This is a genomic window from Reichenbachiella ulvae (assembly GCF_025833875.1).
GTDB lineage: Bacteria > Bacteroidota > Bacteroidia > Cytophagales > Cyclobacteriaceae > Reichenbachiella > Reichenbachiella ulvae.
Map to the genome: position 1 here is coordinate 4255210 of NZ_JAOYOD010000001.1, position 15364 is coordinate 4270573.

Here is a 15364-nt window from a genome sequence, read left to right on the forward strand (position 1 = left end):
TGATCTAGTTAGCTTAGGACCAATAAGCGAATTTATTTCTTCTGAATAAGTAGAGGAAAACAAGGGGAACTTTGTGTGCTACTAGTTATTTCTTTTCATCAATAACCTGCAATGAATAAAAATTATTTTACCAATCTGACTCCAGACAGGATCCAAAAAACATGAAGGGATGATTTCAGTAAATAAAACCTGGAATTATCTCAAGTCGCGAAAGCCCTACCAAAAGATTCTTTTGCTAGGGCTTTTGGTCTGTGGGGCGGTTTTATTGGCTCCTTTGCCTTCTCCTGTTTTTGAGACTCCCTATGCTACTACGCTGGAAACCAGGGACGGGCACCTACTGGGTGCAATGATTGCTGAGGATGGGCAGTGGCGATTTCCCAAACAGGACAGCGTTCCAGCTAGGTTTGCTGTGGCAATCCGAATGTTTGAAGATGAGTATTTTCCTTATCATTTTGGTGTCAATCCTGTTTCGGTATTTAAGGCACTATTGACTAATTGGGAAGAGGGAAGAATCGTGCGAGGAGGCAGTACGCTGAGTATGCAGGTCATACGATTGTCCAGAAACAATCCACCACGTACCCTATGGGAAAAGCTTTGGGAAACCTGGTTGGTCTTGAAACTGGAACTACTCTACAGCAAATCAGAAATTCTGGATATGTATGCCGGGCATGCGCCCTTTGGGGGCAATGTGGTAGGACTGGAAGCTGCGGCATGGCGTTACTTTGGCAGGTCGCCGCACGAACTGTCATGGGGAGAAACAGCAGCCCTGGCGGTATTGCCGAATAGTCCGTCGCTGGTAAGACCGGGTAAGAATGAGACTTTACTAGCCAAAAAACGCGCCTTCCTTTTGGGCAAACTGCTGGATCGAGGGGTTTTGGATTCTATGACCTATCGTTTGGCACTTGAGGAAGACCTGCCGGGACAGCCGAGAGACTTACCGAGATTGGCTCCCCATTTATTGACAAGAGTGATGGCGGAAGGTCATGCTGGTGAGCGAAATGTAGTCGCTCTGGATGAAAGGCTCCAACGCATCGTAGTTCAAAAAGCCAACGCCCATAGCAGGAGGATGAAGTCCAATTACATACACAATGCCGCGGTATTGGTAGTAGATCTGGAAAACGCAAAAGTAAAGGCCTATGTGGGCAATACTGATGCAGGTGATCTGCATGGGGAAGATGTAGATGTGATCCCTGCGATGCGTAGTACAGGTAGCTTGCTCAAGCCATTTCTCTATGCTGCGGCTATCGATCAGGGAGTGATTGCCCCTCAGCAGTTGACCAAAGATTATCCCCTGATCCATCAGGGCTTCTCTCCCAAAAACTTTGACAAGACCTATCGAGGTGCGGTGGCTGCCGATGAAGCACTGCGACGATCTCTCAACCTGCCCTTTGTTAATATCCTGATGGACTATGGATATGAAGCCTTCCATGCCAAACTTCAATCCTTAGGCATGAACAGTTTGAAGCAGGGGGCGGATCATTACGGACTATCGCTGATACTGGGTGGATCGGAATCCAGTCTCTGGGAGCTGACCAATATGTATGTGAACTTATTTGCGGTTTATCAAAATGGACTGGACCGACCTGTGACCCGAAGCTATGATAGAAGCGACTATCGTCAGATCACCTATGAGGCTAGCCAGCCTGCTGAAGTACTGTCGGTAGATGGGGAACCATTGAGTATTTCTGCCATTTGGTCTACGCTGCAGGCTATGACTCAGCTCAGCCGTCCGCAGGATTATACAGACTACCCATGGTCGCAGCGTCACAGTCAGATCGCCTGGAAGACAGGAACCAGTTTTGGATTTAGAGATGCCTGGGCCATCGGCCTCAATGGTAAGTATGCAGTGGGTGTGTGGGTAGGCAATGCCGATGGAGAAGGCCGTCCGGGTTTAGTCGGTGTGCAGGCTGCAGCCCCTTTGATGTTCGATGTGTTTTCCGTGCTGGATGGTAAACTGGAGTTAATAGTGCCCACCTCAGAGACGGCAGAGTTTAGCATCTGTCACCAAAGTGGACAGAGAGCTGGTGACTATTGCGGCGAAAGCCAATTGATGAGTTTGCCTGTTTCGGTGAGTCAGTCAGAGATTTGTACTTATCACCGTACGGTTCATCTGGATAGTACGCGTAGTTTTCGTGTAAATAGCTCTTGCTACCCAGTTAATCAGATGCTGCATGAATCCTGGTTTGTTTTGCCTCCGGTGCAGGCCTGGTATTACCGCCGATATCATTCGGATTACCAATCTTTACCTCCTTTCTTACCAAGCTGCGATGAAGCACTATCAGGGAAGAAGATGTCTTTTATCTATCCTAAGAATCGATCTCGTGTTTTCATCCCAAGAGAAATAGATGGAACGCGGGGAAAGGCAGTTTTCGAAATCGCCCATGAAGACAGAAAGGAGAAGCTATACTGGCACCTGGATGGCGAGTATCTGGAAGTGACAACTGCTCCTCATCAATTGGGTATTTCTACTTTCGCAGGTCAGCATCAGTTACATGTTGTCGATGAGGATGGTTTTGAACTTAATTTAAATTTTGAGGTGATCAGGGAATAGGTACTACAAATAACTAAGAATATTTTTACCTTCGGTACTGGTGAAGAAGACAATAAAAATCATATCATTCATTTTTCTTGCTTTGGTTCTGTTGGCCGTAGCTCTTGAACTGACGGTCCGTTATTTCTTTCATGAACGAATCAAAGCTGAGATTGAAGCCATTGTCAATGATGTTTTAGAGTCGGAAATCAATTTCAATGACATTCATGTTTCGAGTATTCGCAACTTCCCCTCTTCAACTGTATTTATAGATTCCTTGTGGATCATAGAGAATGGTCACACGGTTTTGGCCATAGATGAGATGTTTCTCCGCATCAATCCGAGGGACCTGATCAACGACAATTTTATCTTTTCTGAGGTGCTGGTCGAGCGGGCGTTTTTCCATTCCTATGTGGATTCTTTGGCTCAGAAGTATATGATTCGTGGCAAGAAACACCCCGATCAGGCCAGCAAAACTTTCGACTATCATATCCCGCAGATAGATCTAAGGGATGTAGAGATCAGAGTGACGAATGATTATAAAAAGAATGACCTTGAGATCTCCATTGATGAGGGTCATTTTCAAATGATATCAACCAATGATCTGATCTCCTTTGAAGGGAGCGCTAGTGGTATGCTGCAGCGTATGATCAATAAGGGAAAACCAGTAGCAAGGGGAATACCAGTTTCGACAGATGACGCAGCCTTTCGTATTGGTCAACTGGACAAGCGCAATTTGTTTGAAGGGACCTTGAAATTGGACAAGGCGAATGTCAAAGTGAATGGCGTATTGAAACCTACTGGGGATGGTAATATCCTGGATATGAATCTGGAAGGTGCAGAGGCAGATCTTAATAACTATCTGGCCTTGATTCCCCAACTCAAAGATTTTCCTTTCAAACAAACCAGCCCCGATGCACACCTGAGTTTTAGGATGCGGTCCACCGGGTTTATTGACCCGACCCATTTTCCTAATGTTGATTTGGACTTTATGCTGACCCATGCCGATTTCGAAAAGGAAGGGATTCCTTACAAGATCCAGGATGTGTATCTGAACGGCATCTATTCTAATGGAAAGGAAGCAACACCAGAATCGAGTTTTCTTATTATCAAGGAAGGCTTTGCTAGGGTAAAAGAAAGTTTTGTAAGGCTGAGTGGAAGTATGGCAAACTTTAAGGATCCTTATATCGATTTGGACTTAGAGTCAGAGTTGAGTTTGGAGGAACTAAACAATTTGTTTGACCTCCCAAAAGTTGGACAACTGGCCGGAAAAATAAAAGTCAATCTGGATCTGGAAGGTAAACTATCCAACCGAGACGATTTGACCAGTAAGGCTTATCGCGAATTCAAAGGGAATGTTGAGTTTTTGGATGTTTCGGGAGATATACCTTCTTTGGGTCTGGAAACCCATCATTTGGATGGGTCGATATCTATTCAGGACGAAAACATTTTATTGGAAAACTTTAAGGGCTTGATTAATCAATCCCCTTTTGCTTTGAACGGAGGCTTGTACAATTTCATGCCACTGCTGGACTCGAGTTCTATCCGTCGCTCCAGAGCTAATCTGTATGTGAATGTAGATAAGTTTCTTTTTAAGAGAGCACAAATTCAGTCTTCGGAAGGTACCGAAAATTCGGGTATCGATTTTAGTTTCTTTCCTAAGCGACTCGACTTTGGCTTAAAACTGACCTCCAGAAAACTGGCTTTAGATGGTATTGCTATAGAAAAAGTGAATATGGGAATTCAGCTCAACAGCGATTCTATTTTGGTCGATAGATTTCATTTTTTCTTTGATCGTGGCGATATCAGAGTATCAGGGAGTAGCAAATTCAAGAATGGAAAACCAATCAAAAATGACATTCGCCTAACTGCTGATCTGCACCATGTCAATCTAGACACCTTGCTCACTAGTGAATTGTTTTCCAAAAAAGAATCGAAAAAGGGCAAAGGAGCCAGCTCGATTCCGGATAACATGAGTGTAACTGCTCAGGTTAGTATGGATGAGTTTATTTTTAAAAATCATGAATTCAGGAATGTAGCCCTAAAGGCCAACTACCAAGATGATAAATTGAAATTGACGCATCTGGATTTTGATTTCGAGTTGGGAGAGGTTAGGTCTAGCTGGGATGTAGAATCGATTTTGGATGCACCGGTGATAGATGGAAAGCTGGACATGAGGCTGGATCCCGTTCAGGTCAATCAGATGCGTGAGTATTATACGACCTTTAGACCTCCAAAAGACAGTGCCAAACTCAAAAATGAAAAGTCGAGTTTTTATTATAAGGACATCGAGATCAAGATATCTGCACCGAGAGTGAGTCACCATGATATTATTGCGAAAAATCTAAAATCTGATTTCGTACTGTTTGAGAACAACATGAGATTGAATTATCTGAATTTTGATTTGTTCGGAGGCCAATTCAATCTCAGAGGTTTGTTAGAGCAAAATGACACGATTCATGTAGTGAGCACTGCGAAACTACAAGCCAGAAATATCGATGCAACTCAGGTAGTGGCTGCTTTGCCTCAGCACGAAGGCAGTATCGTCACCAAAGAAAATGTCTATGGAAAGGTACAAGTCGATGGGATGTTGATCCTGCACTATGACGAAAACCTATTGTATCGAAAGAATGATATGATTGGTCGTGTTCAGCTGAGTTTGGATCAAGGGCGCCTCATCCAGTTTCGCCCTGTGACCGAATCGCTGAAGTTTCTGAAAGCAGAGGCCACAGATACGATTTTCGTGGTGAATGATCAGATAGACATGCTCTTTCACAACGACGAAATATTGGTGCCCAACACTGTATTTGCCACCAACCTGACCAATATTGAATTTATGGGTTATCACAATCAGGAAATAGATTTTGGTTTCAATCTCAAAGTCAGTGTCAGTGATTTGCTGAAATCAGAGAAAAAGAAAAAGGCCAGAATGCAGGAAGAAGACGCTCAGGTCAAAGGGCTCCACTATTATTTGGGTGCCCGGACACGGGAGAGTAAACTCAAGATCGAATCCTTGAAAAAGAAGGATTATCAATGGCAGGAAAAGCTTCTTCAAACCCGATACAAACAAGTAGATGTCCTACTCGGTTTTAATATCGAGAAGTATAAGGAGATGTTGGATTGATCGCACCCGCTGATTCAATAGTGGCTTAAAAACAAAAAAGTCTCTGCCCTAATGATAAGGAACAGAGACTGCATGGCTATAAAAATTTTTCAACTTGGATTATTCTTCTTTAGGAACCTCATCGACATTCAGTCGTTTTCCTCCAGCAGAAACAGCCGAGACACTGAAACAACCCAGGACGACCTCTTCAGAGTTTGGATCTACCGGACTAATGTTGCCATAGGTATTGCTCAGTGGAGAAGCGAATAGAGCACCAAAGCCACTAGGCAAGTTGGTATTGCTGACCGCTAAAGTGAGGAAATCGAAAACCTCAGGGTTAATCGCATGGATCTCGACATAAAGCGAATCTCCATCTTCGAAAGGACTGACGAACTCATCGTCCTCGCCATCATAGTCATTCACATTCTCTCTGATGGGTACGATAAAATTGAGGCCATCTACCTCGCTACCTGCGCTGAATCCTGCATCATAGGCAAGATTGATCATATCTAGTTTGTTTTGAAACTCACCGTTTTTGTAGGATTTGATCCAATAGGTGTTGCCCTCTCCTTCCAGATCTTTGGCCCAAAAAGCACCAACATAAAAAATTTCGTTCTCTCCAAAGAGGTCGAATTCATCATATCGAAATGTGACACTATCTACTGGTGGCACGGGATTCATGGATGAGAAGGAATGGTAAGTTTCTCCATCCACTGTTACTCTTAGTTCGAAGCTATCCCCAACCGAGCCAAAACCTGCGGGGATGGTATAAACACCCTCCCCTGCGTGATTGAAGACGACTGTGTTAGCTGGGCTGCCATAGAGTACCTCGACTGTGGCATCTTCTATGCCAATGATTCGTGTTTCGTCGAAGTAAGGCTGGCTTCTTGCCACAGTGATCTTTTGCTCATTGCTGGTGTTATCTATGAAGGCATCGATCACAACGAGTGGATCTTTTTCTTCCACATCTACTGAGATCAGGTCATCGCATGAGAACAAAAATGCGCTTAAAATGATGAGTGAATATTTGATATAAACTGACATGTCGATTAGAAGCTAAAGTTGTAAGAAATAGATGGAATCACAGTACCCACGATGGACACTTGTCTCGCCTGGGTCTGTACATTTTGGGTATCACCCTCAGCTACATCGGCTTGAGTAAAATAGATGGAGAATGGATTCTTTCTCGCATAGGCATTGTACACAGAGATTACGATATCATGATGAAACTTTTTCTGCTCAGTCAGGGCACCCAGTTCGATGGTGGCTGACAGATCCAATCTATGATAGTTTGGGATACGCACATTGTTTCTTTGGTTTTCATTGTTGTGAGGGATCACAAATGTATCCTGAATCACATATTTCGAATTGGGGTAGGTGGTAGGTGTACCTGACAGGAAGGTGAAATTACCCGAAAGAGTAACTCTTTTATTCAAGTCATAAAAGGCGGCCAGCTTGAAGTTGTGCGCCTGATCGTAGCGGGTAGGATACCATTCGCCCTGATTGATTCCGTCCACTTGCAGTTCTGTGCGTGCCAGCGTATAACTGACCCATCCACTGAGTCTACCTGTATTCTTTTTGACCAAAAACTCCAGTCCATAGGCCCTGCCATCTCCACTTAGTAGGTCTCCTTCCAGTTCTTCGTTGATCAGCAACTCTGCACCATCGATGTAGTCGATTTGGTTGAAAGTTTTGCGATAGTAGGTCTCAACCGAAAACTCTACATCATTGCTGGCGCCAAAGTTTCTGAACCATCCGACGGCTACCTGATGACCGATTTGTGGCTTGATATTGTTGCTGCTGGGCGTCCAAACGTCTAATGGGTTAGAGGCAGTCGTATTGGATATGAGGTGGATATATTGGGCCGTTTTGTTGTAACTGGCCTTGATACTGTTTTGTGAGTTGATTACATAATTGGCTGAGAGTCGTGGTTCGAAGTTGTCGTAGGTATCGATGATCTCTCCCTGATCAAATTCACGAGTTTCTTCCAGAGGCTTTCTCTCTCCGGCTTCTGCCTCACCATAGTAGTAAGCTTTGCCAGGACCAATCAAAGAAAAACTGGAATAGCGAACCCCATATTCTACCTGGAGCTGACTGCCTATCTTTTGATTGTTGGAAAGGTAAACAGCTGTTTCTATGCCGTATTTATCATCCAGGCTTAGATCTAAATCATCCCCGCTGCTGGATACCGTAGCATTGGCAGGCTCGAACTGTTGAAGCGCCACTTCCCCACCAAAGGCCAATTCATTGTTAGGATTGATGAAGTAGGTGAACTCTGGTTTGAAATCGTAGGTTCTGATATTAGATCTCCATTGGAACCTGTCGTCAGCGTCTTCACCAAACGAAAGGGCATAATCATAGTCGCTAAAGAAGAAAGTGAAGTTCGAGAAAAGCTTATCCCCAAAAATGTGATTCCAACGAACGGTCGCTGTATTGTTACCCCAGTCGAACCCTTGCTCCTTGTCGAACATGAAGACGTCTCTACCGAGATAGCCCGAGACATAGACACGGTTGTTTTCGTTGATATTGTAGTTGGCCTTCATCGTCAAGTCGTAGAAGTTGAGCTGAGCACCTCCATCAAAAACATCTGTGAAAGGCTTGGCCAGTACGTCGATATAGGATCTACGGCCCGCGATGATAAAGGAAGCTTTATCCTTGACCAGTGGGCCTTCTACTGCCAGACGACTAAAAATCGTTCCGATCCCTCCCTGTCCATGAAAACTCTTGTTGTTACCTTCCTTCATTCTGATATCCAATACAGAAGCGATTCGGCCCCCATATCTGGCAGGGATTCCGCCTTTGATTAGGTTGACATCTTTGACTGCATCAGGATTGAAAACACTGAAGAACCCCAACAAGTGAGATGAATTATACACTGGAGCCTCGTCTAGTAGTACCATGTTTTGTCCTACGCTACCACCACGCACGTTGAATCCAGAAGCACCTTCACCCACGGTACTTACCCCGGGTACGAGCTGCAAACTGCGAAGTACATCTGCTTCACCTAAAAATGATGGAATCTTGGTGATGGTTTCTATGTCGAGTTTGTTGCTACTCATTTGTAGATCAGTGACGTTGGCATCATCGGATTCGGCGCTGATCACAACTTCTTCCAATTCTTGACCTGAGGCACTGAGCTCTACATCTACTCTTTGGTCTCCCGAACTGATGTCGATGGATCTCTGCATATTGTCAAAACCAATGTATCTGTATTCTACATCGTAGTTTCCTGCTGGTAGAGTGATGGAATAAAATCCATAAACATTGGTGATGACTCCTTTGTTGCTGTCTTTGATCACCACAGTAGCGCCGATCAGAGTTTCGCCATTGCTGGCATCTTTGACGTACCCGCTGATCGTATGGTCTTGAGCGAGACTCGAATATGCCCATAATACGCTGATTAGGGCAAATAGAAGGTGTTTCATTACAAGTGAATGTTTATCGTTATTAAGTTAATAATGGGTATTTTGAGTCTTTAGACTTTCAGATTTTCACGCTACAAGTCTCTTATAATATGTAGGTTGAGTAAAAAAGGTTGCATGCATACCTGTTTATCTTTTTTATTTTTTCATTCACAGAGATGACAAACGAATAAACCAATACCCTTACAAATAAGATGTTGGGAGTCTTATTTTGTTCTTTTCTCTTTTTGTAAAGAGATGAACTGCTCTAGCGTAAGTGCAGATATGGCCTTTCCAATCACATCGAGGGGCAGGTCATCTACTTTTTTGAATCGCACACAGCTTTTGCCTATATCCATTTTCTTTCCACTGGCTCGGTATGCTTCTTCAAACTCCTTTTGAAGCTGTGGGTCACAGTATATACCGCTGAGGTAAACAGCCATATGGTTCTTTTGGGAAGCCAAAGCTGCATACATCAGAGGTTTTTTGTTGTAGGTATTGGGAAAGACCGATAGCGGTATTTCGTAGCTGATCATGCCCCAGTTCATGTTTTCTTCCATCCCTTTGGGCAGATGTTGCAGAATTACTTCTCTGACTTGAGAGATCTGATTTCTTCTATCTTCAGCTAATTCTTCCAGATAGGCTTCTACGGTTTCGGCTTTGCTTTGCATGGGTAGATTGTTAGATGAAACGCCAATTTATCCCGATTATCCGTGACTTTAATTGAAATTAGCCTTAGATTCATCAACTGGCTAGTGGACCACAGGATCTGTATTACATTTGCCTTGCTTTAACACTTTTGATCTTAAGAATGGCTAAGGAACTCGAACATGCGGAGATGCTCTCCATGGAAGAATTTGGGATATTATGTTTCACCAATTCCTTCTATCTGGACGATGAGCTTAATAACAAAATAGAAGTCGTGATGACTTCTAAACCTACCTACTTTTGGATACCGGTACTGTCTCACCTGATTCGATCCACGGACCTTAGCAACGAAGACATCAAAGTGTTCATCGAGCTGTCGCTCAATTCCCTGATGACTAAAAATGAAGTGAGATGGAACAATCGAGCGCTCGGTATCGAAGGGATGCTGGCCACTCTGGAGTCAGTATTGTTTTATACCTCTCGTATCAAATTCAAAAACCAGGTATTGGAGCATCAAAGTCTTTTGGGATCTTTCATTGATGAGATGGTCGAGCGACTGGAAAGCCATGGATTGATCGAGGATCACAACATCGAAATGCTGAACGGGTCTCCTAGTGTGATGATGGGTCTGATGCCGCTAGGTTTCACCAAGCGTACCCGTCTGGGTGAGGAGATCTATTTGAAACTGCTCAGCAAATTTCGCAAAATGGAATTGCAGAATGATATCAAAGGCAATCAGTACGAATATCACTATCGACTGAATCTACTCTGGGATATTTTCAAGAGAAGTCTCTTCACCATGGAAGAGACCTATGGCCCGACTAAGCGAAAAGGAAAAAAATAATGGCGGGTTGTGTCACTGGCAAGCGTTGCTTCGACTCGCAGCACGAAGCAGAACAAGCCCTGATCGAAAACTGGATTCGGTTTCATCATCAGCCAGGATCAGGACCGCAAAATGTGTACCTCTGCGATGATTGTGGCCAATACCATTTTACCTCCAGAGGCCCTATGAACGACGTGCTAGAAGACAACATGTCCATGATCAAATCTCAACGAATCGCCAGAGATTGGGAATCGAAGCTGCGATAATCCCCTTTATAAGGATCAATCTCTCTTATTATTTAGGCTAAATCTCTAAAAATTAATAATTTGTGGAGATGAATGACTTCCTTGATCGGCATGGATACCGGATCTACCAGGGAGATTCTTTCTTAATGATCCGCCACTACAACCGAACCAACGGTTGCGTACACGCTATTTTCATTTTTATAATTTTCTCGCTAGCGGTTATTTCTGCTTTGTTCGTTGTCTTTGCCCAGTCATATACCATGGGGATCATTACGATTTTGGCTGTCGCGGTTTACATCTTTGAGATGGAGCGGAGGCGAAAAGATGTGAAGCAACTGTTTCTGGAGGTGCCCAAGCGAAGGTTCAGAATTCGAAAGGGGAAGACAGATCAGACTTATCCCTTTGATCAGGTCATGCAGGTAGTCAGTACATCCGAGCACCTAGGGGGCTATGCTTCGTCTGATCGGGACAGCACCGAAGAGTATAAACGTGAGATCAATGTGCTATTCAAGGATGGGCAGGTACTCACTGCGTTTTCCTTTATCTCTGATGCGGAGGAGCCGGAGAAAGAAACCTTATCACTTATCGATTGGCTAAAGGCGCTGACCGATAGAAGCTAATTCTTAATCATTTCATAACATAGAGGCGATAACCTATCGCCGACTTTTGCGTTCATTTGTAACAGAAAGCAATGGCAAGACCATTGTCAAAGTCACAGCGGCTGTGGCCAAGTAGAGAGCAGACAGTCGCGAACGAGGTTTTACTAACAGGACGCCTCACAGCAGCTGGTTTTTACCGGCTATTTTTTTGCCCTTAACTTTCTGGGAAGGTCCCCGCTCTTGTATTTTGATCCCTTCAACAAAAAATTGTGACTCCTCAACACTCATTAGGACTCCCTTAACATAAATTTCTTAGTCCTTAACATGTTTTTGCTATCCCTCAACGTTGAGGGGCTTTTACTTTATGTTGAGGGAATGGTTGGATATAGGATGAGCCCGCCAATGACTGGCAGGCTCTTAGACATTATTTCATTGCATCTCGTGTATTCTTTTGGACTGTTACCGCTCCAAACATGGATAATATAAAGGCGAATGCATAGAAGCCTTTTTCGCTTGGTAATATGTCAGCATTCCATAGTCCGATTACCAGTAGGGAGATGGAGAGGATCGTCCCAAACCAACAGATGCCATAGTAGATATCCGTCACGGGTATTTGTTCTAGCTTGTCTCTTACCGCCTTTTGGAGTGACACTACGGCGAATAGGCCAAACATCAGCACGGTGAAATAATATCCTTTTTCGTTGAGTACCATTTCGGCTCTGAATAGCCCTACCAGGTATCCGACCATTCCTGTCAGCAGTGCCACCCAGGCAGCTGCCACAAATGCGTTTGAAGGTTTTTGATTCATGATTCTAAGTTTTAATTAACAATCATTTTTTAGATTGGCAGTTTTAACGAGTACGAGGCTAGCTTTTGTTTGTACAGTACTGTACAGTAGACCTGTCTCGTCGACCTGTAGCATGGAGAAAATCAGTGAAAATAAAGGCAAATGGATTGATCAGGGTTATGCGCTTTTTAGCCAAATAGGCCCTGATGCGCTTAATGTAGAGAAGCTTTCCCATCTGGTTGGGCTCAGTCGATCCAGCTTCTACTATTACTTTGGGGATCTCCACCAGTTCGAAGAAGTTTTGCTGTCCAAACATGTCGAAAACTATGTCCGCTTTGGAGAATTGATGAAGGACTATACGGATTTCAAGCAGCTTTTTTCTGAGGAAATCATGGTGCACAAGGAAGTCCTGGCTTTTCAGCGCCAGCTTCTGATTCACAAATCGCTGGAGAGGTATCAGAAATGCTCGGAGGAGGCCAGGGTACATACAGAGGCCAAAACCTACGATCTGTGGACGAAGTACAAGAAGGTGGATAAGGATTCGGATGAAGAATGGGCGCTTTTTAAGGCCATTAGGGATTTTTACTACATCCAATTTGACCAGTCGGAGCAGGATCCACAGGACGTACTGGTGCTGCTGCATAGCTACCTTACTCATAAGAAATAGCTCTTGACAGTGACCCTTAGTTGATTGATCTGTCCATACCCTCATCGAATCCCGTTTGTTCGCTCTATCTTTGCTCCGGAAATAGTAGAGCAATGAATGGGTTGACTTGGCGTCAGCAGCAGTTCTTGATCTTTTTCTGAATCACATTTAACTCACAGCACGTGGCGACATTTTCACAACTAGGCATATCCAAAGATCTGATCAAAGGTCTCAAAGAATTAGACATACACACTCCAACCGAAATACAGGAGGAGACCATTCCCATCCTGATGCAGATGGAGACCGATTTCATCGGACAGGCCCAGACAGGGACAGGCAAAACGGCGGCTTTTGGCTTGCCTCTATTATCGAATATCGATCCTAAGCTGGACAAGATCCAGGGGTTGATCCTGGCACCTACTCGAGAGCTGTGTCAGCAGATAGCCAAGCAATTGTTCAAATTCACGAAATACACAGACAAGATTTTCATCGAATCAGTTTTTGGAGGGGCGCAAATAGACGAACAAATCAATCGCCTGAGAAGACCCACGCATATCGTGGTGGCCACTCCGGGTCGCCTGGTGGACTTGTTACACAAGGAAGCATTGAGCCTAAAGGATGTCAAGACGGTGATTCTGGATGAGGCCGACGAGATGCTGAGCATGGGATTCAAAAAAGAATTGAATGAGATTCTGGATCAGACGCCTAAGGAAAAGCAGATCTGGTTGTTTTCGGCGACTATGTCAAGTGGTGTGCAGCAGATCATTCATACTTACCTATCTCGCAATGCACAGAAGGTCATATTCAAGAAGAAGAGTCTGGTCAATGAAAGTATCGAACACAAATATGTGATCTGTGATGCCCAGCAAAAGCTTCAGGTTCTGCTATCGTTTCTCAATTCTCAGAAAGACAACAGAGGTTTGATATTCTGCAATACCAAAAAGGCTGCACAGACGCTGGCGAAGCAACTCTTATCAAAAAACATCAAGTCGGATGCGCTAGAGGGCGACATGAAGCAGAAGGAAAGAGATAAGGTGCTAAGAGCCTTTAAGAACGAGAGCATTCAAATCCTGGTGGCAACTGATGTGGCTGCTAGAGGCATAGATGTGAGAGATCTTTCCTATGTCGTCCATTATCAGATTCCGCAAGATCTGGAGTACTTCATTCACAGAGCAGGCCGAACAGGCCGTGCGGGCAAGCAAGGCTTATCGCTGTGCCTGATAGAGGACAGAGAGCAAAAGAACATCCGCTTCCTGGAAAAGGAACTCAAGATTAGAATGCAGCGAATTAAGGATTAAACAATAGGCTCACCATTGAGGTCAGTAGTTAGGATTTCGCTCATGTAGTCAAAGAAGGGTCGCATATGCCCGAAGTATTCAACCACTTTTTGATCAAAGTCATCGGCCATTACCTCCTGGTCGCTGAATGAATGCTGGATCAAGAACTGCTTGTAGCGAAGCAGGTCGACCGATGGATCATCCGCTTCGAATCCCTTGGGCTTGGTTTTGAGTTGCTGACCTTGAAGACTACCAAAGTGCTGTTTGAATGCTTTACTATCCAGAATATCCCGCAGGGGATCAGGATATTGCTGGATTTGCTTCCTGATCTGCAGCAGATCCTGCGCACTGGGTCCCCAAAACCCTCCAATCACGAAAGTATTGCCGGGTTCGAGGTGGTAGTAGTAGCCACCTCTCCTTAGGGCAGTAGCTCTCCTAAAACTTCCACCAAAATGAGTGCTGTAAGGGGTTTTGTCTTTTGAGAATCGTACGTCTCTATAGATGCGATGCAGGCTTTTTTTACCGTTGAGTGTTTCTATTTCATCTTGCTGGCTGATGCCTTCATGCAATGATTCTGCGAACTGGATGACTCCCTTCTGTACGGATTGATAGGTGGATTTATTTTCGTTGAACCATTCGCGGTTGTTGTTGTCTCGAAGTTGGGTTAAAAAATGAAAGGCGGGTTCGAGTAAAATTTGGGACATGAAATAAGAATTGTATGAAAGATAGATATGACAACTAATACGGTTTTTAGTGGCACGAAGATATAAATTAAACTAAATTTCCTGTGATGCGTATATTTGTTGCAACAAGTTAGTTATGAAGATAAGTGAAGAAATAAAAACTAATTTCAAGGATGACCGCCACATGGCGCTGGTCAACTTGATGTTTACTGCCAATTGGTTTCGAGATCTCAACAAGGATATTCTCAAGGAGTACAATCTCCTGCCCCAACACTACAATGTGCTGCGCATCGTCAAAGGTAAGTCCCCAGACCCCAGCTGTCCTGGCGATATCAAGAAAGTGATGCTGGATAAGGGGCCAGACGTGACTCGTTTGATTGACAAGCTGGTCAAAATGGGCTACATCGAGCGCTGTCTCAATGAGATGAACCGCCGAAGCATGGACATCAAATTGACCGAGGAGGGAGCTGAAATCCTTGAAGATATGAGCCGTAAAATGGACAAGGTATTTGAGGAGAATTTTCATCTGAGCGAAAAAGATGCTCTGCATTTAAGCAACCTTTTGGATCAATCTCGTTCACAGGAATAGGTACTCATATGCCTGACATCAAAGCTTATCATA

At 44.2% G+C, this 15364-nt stretch carries 13 protein-coding genes; 8 read left to right on the top strand and 5 right to left on the bottom strand.

Annotated features, from left to right (window positions below; genetic code table 11):
• Positions 1 to 169: 169 nt before the first annotated feature.
• Positions 170 to 2551 (top strand): penicillin-binding protein 1C, encoded by a 2382-nt coding sequence (pbpC, locus tag N7U62_RS17275; RefSeq protein ID WP_264139305.1) that lies wholly within the window; start codon positions 170 to 172, stop codon positions 2549 to 2551.
• 40 nt (positions 2552 to 2591) lie between these two features.
• Positions 2592 to 5654, top strand: coding sequence for an AsmA family protein (locus N7U62_RS17280; protein ID WP_264139306.1), 3063 nt, complete (start codon positions 2592 to 2594; stop codon positions 5652 to 5654).
• 99 nt (positions 5655 to 5753) lie between these two features.
• Here N7U62_RS17280 and N7U62_RS17285 read toward each other — a convergent pair whose 3' ends face one another.
• From N7U62_RS17285 to N7U62_RS17295, 3 genes are all read right to left on the bottom strand, one after another.
• Positions 5754 to 6677, bottom strand: coding sequence for a DUF4249 domain-containing protein (locus N7U62_RS17285; RefSeq protein ID WP_264139307.1), 924 nt, complete (start codon positions 6675 to 6677; stop codon positions 5754 to 5756).
• A gap of 5 nt (positions 6678 to 6682) precedes the next feature.
• Complete coding sequence (locus N7U62_RS17290; RefSeq protein ID WP_264139308.1) at positions 6683 to 9058, bottom strand: TonB-dependent receptor; 2376 nt, start codon at positions 9056 to 9058, stop codon at positions 6683 to 6685.
• 203 nt (positions 9059 to 9261) lie between these two features.
• Positions 9262 to 9705, bottom strand: coding sequence for a DUF1801 domain-containing protein (locus N7U62_RS17295; protein WP_264139309.1), 444 nt, complete (start codon positions 9703 to 9705; stop codon positions 9262 to 9264).
• A 140-nt stretch (positions 9706 to 9845) separates the two neighbouring features.
• Here N7U62_RS17295 and N7U62_RS17300 point away from each other — a divergent pair, with 140 nt between their 5' ends.
• From N7U62_RS17300 to N7U62_RS17310, 3 genes are all read left to right on the top strand, one after another.
• Positions 9846 to 10526, top strand: a complete 681-nt coding sequence (locus N7U62_RS17300) for a hypothetical protein (protein ID WP_264139310.1) — start codon at positions 9846 to 9848, stop codon at positions 10524 to 10526.
• Positions 10526 to 10771, top strand: a complete 246-nt coding sequence (locus N7U62_RS17305; protein ID WP_264139311.1) for a hypothetical protein — start codon at positions 10526 to 10528, stop codon at positions 10769 to 10771. Before N7U62_RS17300 ends, N7U62_RS17305 begins: the two co-directional genes overlap by 1 nt.
• Positions 10772 to 10839: 68 nt before the next feature.
• Complete coding sequence (locus N7U62_RS17310) at positions 10840 to 11370, top strand: hypothetical protein (RefSeq protein ID WP_264139312.1); 531 nt, start codon at positions 10840 to 10842, stop codon at positions 11368 to 11370.
• Positions 11371 to 11773: 403 nt separating this feature from the next.
• Here the strand turns inward: N7U62_RS17310 and yiaA are convergent, their stop codons facing one another.
• Positions 11774 to 12157, bottom strand: a complete 384-nt coding sequence (gene yiaA / locus N7U62_RS17315; protein ID WP_264139313.1) for an inner membrane protein YiaA — start codon at positions 12155 to 12157, stop codon at positions 11774 to 11776.
• 112 nt (positions 12158 to 12269) lie between these two features.
• Between yiaA and N7U62_RS17320 the strand changes: the two genes are divergently transcribed.
• Together N7U62_RS17320 and N7U62_RS17325 are read left to right on the top strand one after the other, a co-directional pair.
• Positions 12270 to 12803: a TetR/AcrR family transcriptional regulator gene (locus N7U62_RS17320; protein WP_264139314.1), complete on the top strand. Its 534-nt coding sequence runs from the start codon at positions 12270 to 12272 to the stop codon at positions 12801 to 12803.
• A gap of 161 nt (positions 12804 to 12964) precedes the next feature.
• Positions 12965 to 14080: a DEAD/DEAH box helicase gene (locus tag N7U62_RS17325; protein ID WP_264139315.1), complete on the top strand. Its 1116-nt coding sequence runs from the start codon at positions 12965 to 12967 to the stop codon at positions 14078 to 14080.
• Here N7U62_RS17325 and N7U62_RS17330 read toward each other — a convergent pair.
• Complete coding sequence (locus N7U62_RS17330; protein ID WP_264139316.1) at positions 14077 to 14763, bottom strand: DUF2461 domain-containing protein; 687 nt, start codon at positions 14761 to 14763, stop codon at positions 14077 to 14079. The two genes, N7U62_RS17325 and N7U62_RS17330, sit on opposite strands and share 4 nt — an antisense overlap.
• 115 nt (positions 14764 to 14878) lie before the next feature.
• Here N7U62_RS17330 and N7U62_RS17335 point away from each other — a divergent pair, with 115 nt between their 5' ends.
• Positions 14879 to 15331: a MarR family winged helix-turn-helix transcriptional regulator gene (locus N7U62_RS17335; RefSeq protein WP_264139317.1), complete on the top strand. Its 453-nt coding sequence runs from the start codon at positions 14879 to 14881 to the stop codon at positions 15329 to 15331.
• The last annotated feature ends 33 nt before the right edge of the window (positions 15332 to 15364 follow it).